Source organism: uncultured Selenomonas sp. (assembly GCA_905372355.1).
GTDB lineage: Bacteria > Bacillota > Negativicutes > Selenomonadales > Selenomonadaceae > Selenomonas.
In genome coordinates this window covers 1-12,027 of record CAJPOT010000027.1, presented here as the reverse complement: position 1 = coordinate 12,027, position 12,027 = coordinate 1, and the positions used below count along the sequence as shown (strand labels likewise).

At 57.8% G+C, this 12,027-nt stretch carries 11 protein-coding genes and 1 tRNA gene; 10 read left to right on the top strand and 2 right to left on the bottom strand.

What is annotated here, in order from left to right; all coding sequences use genetic code 11:
* Nucleotides 1–118: 118 nt before the first annotated feature.
* From ccsA (QZ177_RS10145) to QZ177_RS10120, 6 genes are all read left to right on the top strand, one after another.
* Nucleotides 119–736, top strand: a complete 618-nt coding sequence (ccsA, locus tag QZ177_RS10145) for a cytochrome c biogenesis protein CcsA (RefSeq protein WP_264919673.1) — start codon at nucleotides 119–121, stop codon at nucleotides 734–736.
* A gap of 3 nt (nucleotides 737–739) precedes the next feature.
* Nucleotides 740–1,114, top strand: coding sequence for a cytochrome c maturation protein CcmE (locus QZ177_RS10140; RefSeq protein WP_264919672.1), 375 nt, complete (start codon nucleotides 740–742; stop codon nucleotides 1,112–1,114).
* On the top strand, nucleotides 1,111–3,207 hold the full coding sequence (ccsA, locus tag QZ177_RS10135; protein WP_294177332.1) for a cytochrome c biogenesis protein CcsA: 2,097 nt from the start codon (nucleotides 1,111–1,113) through the stop codon (nucleotides 3,205–3,207). The genes QZ177_RS10140 and ccsA (QZ177_RS10135) overlap by 4 nt, the downstream gene beginning before the upstream one ends.
* 54 nt (nucleotides 3,208–3,261) lie before the next feature.
* Complete coding sequence (locus tag QZ177_RS10130; protein WP_009645019.1) at nucleotides 3,262–3,741, top strand: NapC/NirT family cytochrome c; 480 nt, start codon at nucleotides 3,262–3,264, stop codon at nucleotides 3,739–3,741.
* On the top strand, nucleotides 3,734–5,083 hold the full coding sequence (locus tag QZ177_RS10125; RefSeq protein WP_265070210.1) for an ammonia-forming cytochrome c nitrite reductase subunit c552: 1,350 nt from the start codon (nucleotides 3,734–3,736) through the stop codon (nucleotides 5,081–5,083). Before QZ177_RS10130 ends, QZ177_RS10125 begins: the two co-directional genes overlap by 8 nt.
* A gap of 268 nt (nucleotides 5,084–5,351) precedes the next feature.
* A complete protein-coding gene (locus QZ177_RS10120) occupies nucleotides 5,352–6,644 on the top strand; it encodes an O-acetylhomoserine aminocarboxypropyltransferase/cysteine synthase family protein (protein WP_294177328.1) in 1,293 nt (430 codons plus the stop codon).
* A gap of 62 nt (nucleotides 6,645–6,706) precedes the next feature.
* Here QZ177_RS10120 and QZ177_RS10115 read toward each other — a convergent pair whose 3' ends face one another.
* A complete protein-coding gene (locus QZ177_RS10115; RefSeq protein WP_294177326.1) occupies nucleotides 6,707–7,141 on the bottom strand; it encodes a hypothetical protein in 435 nt (144 codons plus the stop codon).
* 182 nt (nucleotides 7,142–7,323) lie between these two features.
* Between QZ177_RS10115 and QZ177_RS10110 the strand changes: the two genes are divergently transcribed.
* Genes QZ177_RS10110 through QZ177_RS10100 form a run of 3 tightly spaced genes read left to right on the top strand, consistent with a single transcriptional unit; the run spans nucleotide 7,324 to nucleotide 10,673 of the window.
* Nucleotides 7,324–8,526, top strand: a complete 1,203-nt coding sequence (locus QZ177_RS10110; protein WP_294177324.1) for an ATP-binding protein — start codon at nucleotides 7,324–7,326, stop codon at nucleotides 8,524–8,526.
* Between the two features lie 55 nt (nucleotides 8,527–8,581).
* Entirely contained in the window at nucleotides 8,582–9,508 is a 927-nt protein-coding gene (locus QZ177_RS10105; protein ID WP_294177322.1) for a 2-dehydropantoate 2-reductase, read from the top strand.
* Between the two features lie 16 nt (nucleotides 9,509–9,524).
* Nucleotides 9,525–10,673, top strand: coding sequence for a glycerate kinase (locus QZ177_RS10100; RefSeq protein ID WP_294177321.1), 1,149 nt, complete (start codon nucleotides 9,525–9,527; stop codon nucleotides 10,671–10,673).
* Nucleotides 10,674–10,728: 55 nt separating this feature from the next.
* Here the strand turns inward: QZ177_RS10100 and QZ177_RS10095 are convergent.
* A tRNA-Val gene (locus QZ177_RS10095) sits at nucleotides 10,729–10,805 on the bottom strand.
* Between the two features lie 276 nt (nucleotides 10,806–11,081).
* Between QZ177_RS10095 and QZ177_RS10090 the strand changes: the two genes are divergently transcribed.
* Complete coding sequence (locus QZ177_RS10090; protein ID WP_294177337.1) at nucleotides 11,082–11,894, top strand: Fic family protein; 813 nt, start codon at nucleotides 11,082–11,084, stop codon at nucleotides 11,892–11,894.
* Nucleotides 11,895–12,027: the final 133 nt, after the last annotated feature.

Below are 12,027 nucleotides of genomic sequence, written 5' to 3'. Positions count from 1 at the left end.
CAAACCGCAGGCGTAGCGGTGCTACGTCGAGGATTTGTCGACGACGAGAGGACAACGCAGATGTGTGAAGATGGGTGGCTGAATTTATCAGTGATTCCCAAGAACAAGGGGTGAATCTATGCTTCGCGTCCTCATCATCGTGCTGACAGCAGCGCTCTTTGCCGCTGTGTTCTTCCTCGTACCGCCCGCAGAAGGCTTGGGCGACTATGTGCGCCTCGTCTTCTTCCATGTCCCGGCGGCGTGGGTCTCGGTTCTCGCCTTTCTTCTGAGCGCGTGGTGGGCGCTTCGCTTCCTGCGATGCCGCAGGGAACGCTTCGATGCGCTGAGCGCACGCTCGGCAAAGCTCGGCTTCTTCTTCGTGATCTTCGCCACGGCGACGGGCGCGCTCTTCAGCCGCCTTTCGTGGGGCGCATGGTGGAATTGGGATCCGCGCCAGACGACAATTTTCGTACTCATCCTCATCTACGGCGCATATCTCACGCTGCGCTCGGCGGTGCCCGAAAACCGCGGACGTGCGCTCGTCTCGGCGGTCTACTCGCTCTTTTCCTTTCTGACCGTGCCGTTCCTCGTCTTCCTTCTGCCGCGCCTCTACTTCTCGCTGCATCCTGAGCCGCTGTTGAACAGCGGCGCACATGTGGCAATGGAGCCGTTGATGCTCGGCGTGCTCGCGCTCGGTCTTGTCGACGCGACCTTGCTCTATTTCGCACTGCTCTTTCGGTCTGTCAAGGAGGACTGACGCATGAAAAAATCGTATGTGCTCTTCGGCCTCATCGCCCTCTTCGTCCTCTATGCGGGCTGGGCGTTCGCCGACAGCATCACGCCCTATGTCGACATCGCTGAGGCGCGGTCGGCGCACGGCTCCGTGCAGGTCAAGGGGCTGCTCGATCCGGATGCTCCCGCGCCCGCGCAGAAGGGGAAGGATTTCGTCTTCGGACTCGTCGATGAATCGGGAGAAAAGATGGAAGTGCATTATCACGGCACAGAGCCTGACCAATTCCGTTCGGCGCATCACATCGTCGCCGTTGGCTCGTACAAGGACGGCGCGTTCGAGGCGGATCGGCTGCTCATCAAGTGTCCGTCGAAGTATGAGAAGATGAAAGGCGGTTCATTATGACAGCCGGCACGGCATTCCTCGTACTCTCGCTCATCTTTGCGCTGGCGGCGGCAGTTTCGTGGGGGCGCGGAAAGGCGGCGGCGGGCAAGGCGCTCGCACTCGCCTCCTTCTTCGCGGCGGCCTTGGCGAGCGCATGGCTCTTCTGGCTGATTCTGCACGATCGCTTCGACATCGACTATGTGTGGAGCTATTCCTCGCTCGATCTGCCGCTCGTCTACAAGGTTTCTGCCTTCTGGGCAGGGCAGCAAGGCTCATTCCTCTTGTGGCTTTTCTTCCATGCGGCGGCGGGCGCGGCGCTTGCCCTTCGCGCACGGCTCGGGAATGCAGGTCAGGCCGTGTTCTTCTTTCTGCAGGCTCTTTTGGCGGCGCTCGTCCTCTTCTACAGTCCGTTTGCTGTGACGGAGGGCTATACGCCTGCTGACGGTGCGGGAATGAATCCGCTCCTGCAAGACCCATGGATGGCAATTCATCCGCCGCTCGTGTTCTTTGGCTACGCGCTGCTCGCCGTGCCGTATGCGGCGTCCTTGGGGGCGCTGCTGTCTGAAAAGGCGGACAGCACGGCGTGGCTCGCGCTTGCGCGAAGCTGGGCGCTCGCTGCATGGGCGCTCCTCGGCGCGGGTATCTTCGTCGGCGCTTTCTGGGCGTACAAGGTGCTCGGCTGGGGTGGTTGGTGGGGCTGGGATCCCGTGGAGAACTCTTCGCTCGTGCCGTGGCTCGCGGCGGGCGTCCTCGTCCACCTGCTCTCTGCCGCTCGCGTGCGCCCGACGAATCTCGCACTCGCTCACCTTTCTGCTATCTTCTCCTATGCGCTTGCGCTCTACGGCACGTTCCTCGCGCGAAGCGGCCTTTTGGGCGACTTCTCCGTGCATTCTTTCAGCGGCACGGGCGTCGGCCTCTGGCTCGTCGCCGTCGATGCGATCGTAGCGCTGGCGGGGCTTTCGCTTCTCGTCTGGCGTGCGGGAAAGTTCCCCAAAGGCTCCCCGTACCCGGTGCATCGAAGCCGCGAATTCTTCCTCTTGCTCGGCTGTCTTGCCCTGACCTTTCTCGCCATCATCGTATTCATCGGCATGTCGATGCCGCTTCTCACAGGGCTTGGCGGCGATTCCGCCGCCGTCGACACGGGCTTCTACGTCAAGACGAGCCTGCCGCTCGCCATCTGTATGCTGCTTGCGATGGCAGTTGGCTCCTTGCTGCACTATGGCGAGGGTCAGGCATCGCTGCCAAAGGCTCTCATCGGTGCTATATTCGCGGGTGCGGCGGCGGCAGGACTCGCAGGCGTCCGAGAAGTCTCCTCGCTCGTCCTCGCGGGCGCTGCGGCTGCCGCCGTCTTCGCGAGTGTTCTCGCCTGGCGCGGCGGTGCACTTCGCCTTGCCGCAGCCGTCGCACACGCGGGCGCGGCTCTGGCTCTTTTTACGATAGCGCTCGCCGCGGCGGGAACGAGCACGACGCTTGAGTTTGTGCCGGATGAGCCGCAGTCCTTCGGCAGAAACTCGATTCTCTACGAGGGCATGGATCTTTCTGAAAGCCGCAGGGAGAAGGAGTATGTGTTCCGCGTCGACGGCGAGGAAGTGCGCGCCTTGACGAAACTCAGTGCGAGCGGCGAGGATGCGGCGAGAGAGCCTGCTATCGCGCACGGCGCGGCGGGCGACATCTACATTGCTCCCTCGCCTGCTGCCGTCGGTCACGAGATCGTGCTGCAGCGCGGCAAGGCCATTTTGGAGGGGGATGTAGCCTACCGTCTGGAGCATGTCATAGAAGAAGAGCCCGATGATGAGGGCCGCCGCCTCTTTCTCGCGGACATCGCCGTCACTGACGGCGAGACCGTCGACCTCGCCGAAGTCAGTTTGACGGCTGCAGGCATGAAGGCGGCGACGGAATCCTTTGCCGTTCTCAATGGCAAGAGGCGATTGCGCCTCTTGGGCATCTCCGAGGACAAGAAGAGCATCATGCTGCAAATACTGCCGGCAATCGAGGAGGAAGCACGGCTGCCGCTGACGGCGTCCGTCAGCAACAAGCCACTGCTCTGGCTTCTGTGGCTCGGTGCGGCATTCACCTTTTTCGGCACATCGTGCGCCCTAAGGAGGAGATGCTAGGCATATATTTTTGAGGAGACGAACCCCTTTGTTTATGGAAAGGAGGGAAGGGGATTGGAAGCAAAGGAATTCTTTCAGAAGAACACGCTGAAGTGCATCATCGGAGGCTTCGCCGCAGGCGTCATCTTTTCCGTCTGCACTTCGGCGGGGCTGTCGTTTTCCGGCTCTCCCACATTTTGTGGACAGTGCCATGCGATGAAGATGGAGAAGGCGACGTTCATGGAATCGTCGCACCGGGAGCGCGAGTGCGTGGACTGCCACCTGCCGCACGACAGCATGACGGCGTACTTCGTCGAGAAGGGACGAAGCGGCATGATCGACGTTTACCACGAGCTGAAGCGCGACTATCCTGCCAAGATCCGCATCTCGGAAGACGCAGAAAAGATCGTGAACGGCAACTGCCTGCGCTGCCACAGCGCGACGATGGCAGTCGTCCACGCAGGTCCGATGGACGCCAATACCGATTGCCTGAAGTGCCACAGGAGCGTGGCACATGGCTCCAATCACCTGGAAGGAGGGATCAAAGTTGAGTAAGCTGCAAAAGTGTTTGCTGGGCGTCATCGTCGTCTGCGTTGCGTTCTTCGGTTTCGTCATCGTGCGCATCGGCATCGCCCAGCCATCGAGTTCCGTCAAGCTCGCTCAGATACCGACGGAGAACAATGCCCATCTCGGCATGGAAGCCTTCAAGGAGGCATATCCGCTCGAATACGAATCGTATCAGATGACGGCGAGCGATTCGCCGACCCCGACGGGCTACGGCAGTTCTGGCGTCCATTCGAGGCTCATGGACGAACCCGAGATGATCGAAAACTGGAAGGGCTATGCCTTTTCCCTGCAGTATGACGATGACCGCGGCCATGTCTACGCGCTTGAGGACGTCAAGAACTCGCTGCGCACGACCAAGGTCAATCAGTCGGGCTCTTGCATCACCTGTAAGAGCGCCTATACGAAAGACGTTTTTTTCGACACGATGGGCTGGGACTACACGCTGAAGGATTTCAAGGAGCTTGCCGATCAAGTGCCGAACGACGCTTCGATCGCCTGCGCGACGTGCCACGACGTCAAGACGATGAAGCTGCGTCTCGTCATTCCTGCGCAGATCGAAGATCTTGAGCGCAACTGGGGCAAGACATGGGACGAGCTCAGCGACAACGACAAGCGCGCCCTCGTCTGCGGCCAGTGCCATACGGAGTATTACTTCGAGCAGGGCAAGAAGGGCCGCGTCGTGTTCCCGCGCGACAACGGCTACACGGCGGAGCAGATGTACGAGTACTACAAGCGCACCGATCTGCCGGGCGGCTTCAAGGGCGACTGGAAGCATCCCGACTCGGGCGCGATGATGCTCAAGGCGCAGCATCCCGACTACGACGTCTGGAAGACGAGCGTCCATGCGGATGCGGGCGTCACCTGCATCGACTGCCACATGCCGTACATGCGCAAGAACGGGCAGAAGTACACGTCGCACTATATTTCCAGCCCGTTGAAGTACGTCGAGGACGCATGCCTCAAGTGCCACGATGAAAGCAAGGAAGTGCTCATCGCACGCGTCAAGACGATCCACGACAACACCTTCAAGCTGCAGAGGACGGCGGGCATCACGTGCGCCAAGGCGCACCTCGCCATCAAGGCGGCGGCGGAAGCCGGTGCGACCGACGAGCAGCTCGCTCCGGCGCGTGAGCTGATTCGCGAAGCGCAGTGGTATTGGGACTACGTCGAAGCCGAAAACGGCGTCGGCTTCCACAATCCCGATCAGTGCATGAGGACGCTCGGCCTCTCGATCGACCTCGCACATCAGGCGATCGAAGCCGCAAATGCCGCCACGCGCGGCGCGTTCCCGATGGACAATCTGCCGGACAAGCCGTTTGATCATCTCTGAGTATAAACTTTTCTAGGAATGCAATCTGACTAACTGTATAATAAAGAAGAGCCCTTTGAAACATATTGTTGCATAGGACTCTTCTTTTAAATTTAACAAAGCACGAATCAGATGTAATCACCAGATTTGCACAGATGAGCATTCGCGGCGGTTTAATCGTTTATAAAACCTATTGACAAAGTATGATATTGTGCTATAATAAGTCTAACCTATGAATCAGGTATGTTTTCTTGTATTGCGGGCAAGCCCGAGGAAAGAGGAGATTTTGATGAGCGACGAGAGAAAGTATAAATTTGAAACCCTGCAGCTCCATGTCGGGCAGGAGGAAGCCGATCCGGCGACGGATTCGCGCGCTGTGCCGATCTACCAGACGACGTCATACGTGTTCCGCAATTCGCAGCATGCGGCGGATCGTTTCAGTTTGAAGGATGCGGGCAACATCTACGGCAGGCTCATGAATCCGACGCAGGACGTGCTCGAAAAACGTGTGGCGGCGCTTGAAGGCGGTGTCGCGGCGCTCGCCTTTGCCTCGGGCGCAGCGGCCGTGACGACAGCGCTGCAGGGACTCGTTCATGCGGGACAGCACATCGTCGCTGAGACGACGATCTACGGCGGCACCTACAATCTTCTTGCGCACACCTTCCCTGATTTCGGCATTGAGACGACGTTTGTCGATCCGGCAGGCGGCGCGGCGGCCTTCGAGGCGGCAATTCGGGAAAATACGCAGGTCATCTACATCGAGTCCATCGGCAATCCGAATGCGAACCTCGTCGACATCGAGGCGGTAGCCGCCGTTGCGCACAAGCACGGCATTCCGCTCGTCGTCGATTCGACGTTTGCGACGCCGTATCAACTGCGTCCCATCGAGCACGGCGCGGACATCGTCGTCCATTCGGCGACGAAGTTCATCGGCGGTCACGGCACGACGCTCGGCGGCATCGTCGTCGACAGCGGCAAGTTCGACTGGGCGGCATCGGGGCGCTTTCCGTGGCTCGTCGAGCCGAACGCGAGCTACCATGGCCTTTCCTTTGCGAAGGACGTCGGCGCCGCCGCTTTCGTCGTTTATTTGCGTGCGCTCCTTCTGCGTGACACGGGCGCGACGATCTCGCCGTTCAATGCGTTCCTTCTGCTGCAGGGCGTTGAGACGCTTTCCTTGCGCGTTGAGCGCCATGTGGAGAACGCCTTGAAGGTTGTCGACTATCTCGCGAAACATCCTCAGGTCGAGAAGGTCAACCATCCCTCGCTCGCCTCGCATCCCGATCATGCGCTCTACGAACGCTACTTCCCGCAGGGCGGAATCTCCATCTTCACCTTCGAGGTCAAGGGCGGCGGCAAGGCGGCGCAGAAGTTCATCGACCATCTCAAGGTATTCAGCCTGCTTGCCAATGTTGCCGACGTGAAGTCGCTCGTCATCCATCCGGCGAGCACGACGCACTCCCAGATGAATGAGGAGGAATTGAAAAAGAGCGGCATCGCGCCTGGTACGATCCGCCTTTCCATCGGTACGGAGCATATTGACGACATTCTCTACGATTTGGAGCAGGCATTCAAGGCACTCTGATGAAAAGGAAATACGGCAGGGGCTTTTGCGAAGCCTCTGCCGTATTTTTTTGCAGTGCGTTTTCAACGTTGCAGCGCCCTGACCTTGGCGATCATGGCGTCGCGCTTCCTCTTCTCTTCGCGAGCGCGCGCGACTGCCCGCGCCTTGAAGGCGGCAAGTTCCTCTTCATCCACCATCTCTACAGCGCCTTCCGTGCGGCGGCACGCGATGTAGAGGAGTGTGATCGTCAGCGCCGTTGCCGTGATCGCGATGAAGGAATGCGGATATCCCGTCGCTTCTACGAAGCGCGGCCCCAAGATCCAGAGGATGGCAACGGGCAGCCATGCGGCGAGCATCGTAAAGGCGAAGCCCAGCACGAACGTGTTCTTCATCTTCCCGGAGGAAAGCACGCGGATGGAATAGCCGAAATGGTGTAGCACCGCCATGACGACGTACTGACCGACGAAAAAACCGATGATCGATATGACGACCCAAGCGGCCTGTGGTATCTCTCCCATGACAAAAGCCTCCCTGCATTATCTAATCGTCTTTTATTATACCATAAGAATTGAATTTTCCCAAGGGCAGGAAGAGGGAAAATATGAGCAAGGAGAAAAATTGGTGCATATTTCTAAAGTATATTGAAAAAAACCTTGAACAATAAAAGTTTTATCAGTATAATAGAAAAAGGTGATAAAACATGATTATTCGTAAGCTATACTTAGATCGACTGCTCGCATTTGTGCGCCAACCCATCATCAAGGTGATCACAGGCATGAGGCGCGCGGGAAAATCCACGTTGCTCACCATGCTGGCGGAGCGGCTATTGCAGGATGGTGTGCGTCAAGAGCAAGTGATTCGCATGAATTTCGAGTCCATGATGTTTGATGACGTTCACGATTATCGGCAGCTTTATCGACGGGTGCAGGAAGAAATCGGTACACAGAAGCAGGTGTATTTGCTGCTTGATGAAGTGCAGCAGGTAGAGCATTGGGAAAAGGCGATCAATTCGCTTTTTGTCGAGGGCGTCGCCGATATTTACATCACGGGGTCGAACGCGAAGTTGCTCTCTTCGGAAATATCTACGCTTCTAGCGGGACGCTATGTGGAGATTCAGATGCTGCCGCTGTCCTTTCGCGAGTACATGGATTTCCTGCCCGAGGGCGAAAAGGATCGGGACGCTGCTTTCGCGCAGTACCTGCGCTACGGCGGCTTGCCCGCGATTCCCGGCCTGCCGCAGCAGGATGAGACGATCGAACTCTTTTTGTCGGGGATTTATCATACGGTCTTGCTGAAAGACGTCGTGGAAAGGAGTGCTGTGCGCGATCCGGCGCTCCTTTCGCACATGCTTCGTTTTCTCGCGGACAATATCGGCAGTCCCGTTTCGAGCAGTCGCATCAGCGGTTATCTGACGAGCCATGGAAGGAAGGCCAGCGCATATACCATCGACAATTATCTGCACACATTGGAGCGTGCGTTCATCTTTTATCGTGCGCCGCGTTATGACATCAAGGGAAAGCTGTATTTGAAGACGCAGGAGAAATATTATATCGTCGACAACGGCATCCGCAACGCTTTGCTGGGCTTTCGTGACGGCGATTACGGGCATATTTTGGAGAACATCGTCTATTTGGAACTTCTGCGGCGCGGTTATACGGTCGGCGTCGGCAGGATCGGGCGGATGGAGGTGGATTTCGTGGCGCAGCGCACCGATCGCAAGCAGTATTTCCAAGTGGCTGCCACGGCGTTGGAAGAAGCGACGCGAGAGCGCGAGCTGCGTGCCCTTGCCGCGATTCCCGATCAGTACGAGAAGACGCTTCTGACGATGGACAAGTCGTACATCAAGGATTTCAATGGAATCCGCAATGTGAATATTCTTGATTTTCTATTGGATGATTTATGATATAATCAAAGGAGTTTGCAAGCAGATTCCTACTATACGGAGGGAGGCATTTACAATGAAATTTGCGATGTTCGGCGCGGGCGGCACGGGCGGGGTGCTCGGCGGCTATCTCGCGCTCGCGGGGCACGATGTGACGTTGATTGCACGCGGCAGGCACTTGGAGGCTCTGCAGAAGAATGGTCTGACGATCGAGTCAGCGCACCGAGGCACGCTCCATATCAAGAACGTGAAGGCGCAGACGGCGGAGGCTTACGATGAAACGCCCGATGTGCTCTTCGTCTGCTGCAAGTACTACGCGCTTCCCGACGCCATCGCCTTCGCGAAGCGTGCGGCAGGCTCCGATACGCTCATCATCCCGATCTTGAACGTCTTCGGCACGGGTGAGGTCATGCAGAAGGATTTGCCGGGGTTGACCGTGCTCGACGGCTGCATCTACATCTTCGGCAATCTCAAGGCGCCGGGCGTATTGGAGCAGCCGCAGAAGATCCTGCGCGTGATCTTCGGCTTCCGTCCCGATCAGGATAAACGCTTGGAGGCGAAGGCGAAGGCGCTCGAAAAGCTCCTGCAGGATGCTGACATTCGCGGACACTACAGCCTCGACATCCGCCGCGATGCGCTGACGAAGTTCGGATTTGTCTCGCCGATGGGCGCGGCAGGGCTTTATCACGACGCGACGAGCGAGGCGTTTCAGAAGGAAGGCGCGGTGCGCGACACGTATCTTGGCCTGATCCGTGAGGTCGAGGCGCTCGGCAAGGCGATGGGGATTGTCTTCGAGAAGGACCTCGTGGCGACGGGCATCGCCTTCATCGATGCGTTCGAGCCAGGACTCAAGACGAGCATGCAGCGCGATGTGGAAAAGGGAGGACTTTCCGAGTTCGACGGACTCGTGAACCGCATCGTCGCTCTCGGCGAACGCTATCATGTGCCCGTGCCGCTCTACAAGAAAATCAGCGACTGGGGCAAGGCGAAGGGCATCAAATGAAATGGGACGGGAAATCATGAAAATCATCGTGGCGATTGATTCTTTCAAGGGCAGTCTTTCCTCTCTTACGGCGGGCGAGACGGCGGCGCAGGCGGCACGCGAGGTGTTTCCCGAGGCCGAGGTGGAGGTTTTTCCGCTGGCGGATGGCGGCGAGGGCACGGTCGATGCGCTTGTCGAGGGACTTTCAGGCGAGGTCGTGCATCTTGCCGTCACGGGCCCTTTGGAAAAGCCCGTCGAGAGCCGTTTCGGCTTCCTGCCCGAGTCGCATACGGCGGTCATCGAAATGGCAGATGCGGCAGGATTGCCGCTCGTGCCCGAAGCCGAGCGCGATCCGCGCCGCACGACGACGTACGGACTCGGCGAACTCATGCTCGCCGCCATCGATCGCGGCTGCCGTGACTTCATCATCGGCATCGGCGGCAGTGCGACGAACGACTGCGGACTCGGCATGCTCACGGCGCTCGGCGCACGCTTTTTCGATGCGGCGGGAAAGGTTGTGGGAAGGACGGGCGGCGATGTCGCCGCCGTGCGGCGCATCGACCTTGCGGGGCTTCATCCTGCGCTTAAGGAGTGCCGCATCCACGTTGCCTGCGACGTGACGAATCCGCTCTATGGCCCCTTGGGCTGCTCGCATGTCTATGGTCCGCAGAAAGGGGCGACGCCTGAGATCGTCGAGGAGATGGATGCGGCGATCCAGGCTTTCGCTGGATTGGCGGAAAAGGAACTTGGCATCGAGGGTGCACAGGTGCCCGGCGCGGGAGCGGCGGGCGGGCTCGGCTTTGCTTTTCACTCGTTTCTCAAGGCGGAGTTGAAGCCCGGCATCACGCTCGTGCTCGACGCTTTGGGCATAGAGAAGGCGCTCGCGGACGCAGACATTCTCCTGACGGGAGAGGGGCGCATGGATCGGCAGACCGCGATGGGAAAAGCGCCGGTCGGCGTCGCCAAGCTCGCCAAGATGAAGAGTCCGAAACTCAAGGCGATTGCGCTGTGCGGCTGCGCCCTGCCCGATGCCGAGGCGGTGAACGAAGAAGGCATTGACGCCTACTTCCCGATTCTCCACCTGCCGATGACGGTCGCAGAAGCGATGGAGGAAGAAACGGCGTGCCGCAATCTCAGGCAGACCGTGCGGCAGGCGCTTCTGCTCTATCGGGCGGCGCAAGGATAGCAAATTGTCGGATATAAAAGAAAAGCCGCTGCGCGAGGCGCAGCGGCGAAGATTCTGGTGCTCATGGAGGGACTCGAACCCCCGACTTCCACCATGTGAGGGTGACACTCTAACCAACTGAGTTACATGAGCAGTATTGGGTTGAACATAAAATGTATTATACACGATTTTTTGTCCTTTGACTAGCCCTGAAAAGTAAAAAAATCGCCGTTATGCACATTTTTTTGTGGATAAAAAAGGTGACACTGTGGATAAACCTTGAAATGCGCTCAATCATTCACTGGTTATCCACAGGGAGTTGGGGGGATTCTGTGGAGAAGCAATGAATTGGTTGTTTTTGCCTAAATGAAAACCAATGTGGGAGATATGTTTGGAGTTGTGAGATGCAAGAGACGGAGGTGAGGCGTGATGGGAAGTTTGGAGAAGAAGGTCGAGCTTTTTTGCGAGGTCTTTCCCAAACTCAGCGACTTTGAGAAGGAGGATTGGGAAGAAAATTTTCTCGTGGAATTTACGCACGATTCGACCTCCATCGAGGGAAACACCCTGACCTTGATTGAAACGAAGATGATTCTTGCCGACAAGATTGTTCCGACGGAAACGACACTGCGCGAATTGGATGAAGTGCGCGGCCACGCAGAAGCGTGGCAGTTTGTCAAGGATTGCGTGAAGCGGCACGTTCCTCTGACGGAAGGCATCATCAAGGACGTTCATGAAAGAGTCGTTCCCGCGCGGGGCGTCGGCGGCATTTATCGCAATATTCCCGTGTATATCCGCGGTGCGCGTCATGTGCCGCCGAATCCGCGCAAGGTGTGGGAGGCGATGAAGGATTTCGCCTATCGCATGGAGCATGACGATTTTGCCGATCCGCTCGAAAAGGCGGCATGGCTTCATGCGGAGTTTGTTAGGATTCATCCGTTTCAAGATGGAAATGGGCGGACGGCGCGTCTTCTTATGAATTATCATTTGCTGGCGCAGGGTTTTCCGCCGACTTCCATCAAGTTGAAGAATCGAGGCGCGTATTTCGCTGCTTTGGAAGAGTATTCCGTGGGCGGGCGTCTTACGTCGTTCTTGCAGTTGCTGCAGCAGAATATGGAGAGGGAATTGGATGCGTTCTTTGCGATGTATTCCCTACACATGGACGTGCCGGAGTTGCAGAGGAGGAAGCCGGAACTTGCGGCTTTGGCGATGTCCTATAGAGAACAGGAGACTGCGAAGTCTTGACGGGACGGCTTTCCGGAAGAAGTGTAAACTACACGCACAAACGTCCACTTTGTGGACATTGTGCGCCGCCCTTAATGAAAGTTACCCAATCAGTCTGCGTCCTTCGGGCTTGACTTCTTGGACTTTCATAGTA

Coding starts and splice junctions, on each gene's coding strand:
- QZ177_RS10105 (WP_294177322.1), top strand. CDS start 8,582: ATGAAATTTGCGATGTTCGGCGCGGGCGGCACGGGCGGGGTGCTCGGC.
- QZ177_RS10090 (WP_294177337.1), top strand. CDS start 11,082: ATGGGAAGTTTGGAGAAGAAGGTCGAGCTTTTTTGCGAGGTCTTTCCC.
- QZ177_RS10115 (WP_294177326.1), bottom strand. CDS start 7,141: ATGGGAGAGATACCACAGGCCGCTTGGGTCGTCATATCGATCATCGGT.
- QZ177_RS10100 (WP_294177321.1), top strand. CDS start 9,525: ATGAAAATCATCGTGGCGATTGATTCTTTCAAGGGCAGTCTTTCCTCT.
- ccsA (WP_264919673.1), top strand. CDS start 119: ATGCTTCGCGTCCTCATCATCGTGCTGACAGCAGCGCTCTTTGCCGCT.
- QZ177_RS10120 (WP_294177328.1), top strand. CDS start 5,352: ATGAGCGACGAGAGAAAGTATAAATTTGAAACCCTGCAGCTCCATGTC.
- ccsA (WP_294177332.1), top strand. CDS start 1,111: ATGACAGCCGGCACGGCATTCCTCGTACTCTCGCTCATCTTTGCGCTG.
- QZ177_RS10110 (WP_294177324.1), top strand. CDS start 7,324: ATGATTATTCGTAAGCTATACTTAGATCGACTGCTCGCATTTGTGCGC.
- QZ177_RS10140 (WP_264919672.1), top strand. CDS start 740: ATGAAAAAATCGTATGTGCTCTTCGGCCTCATCGCCCTCTTCGTCCTC.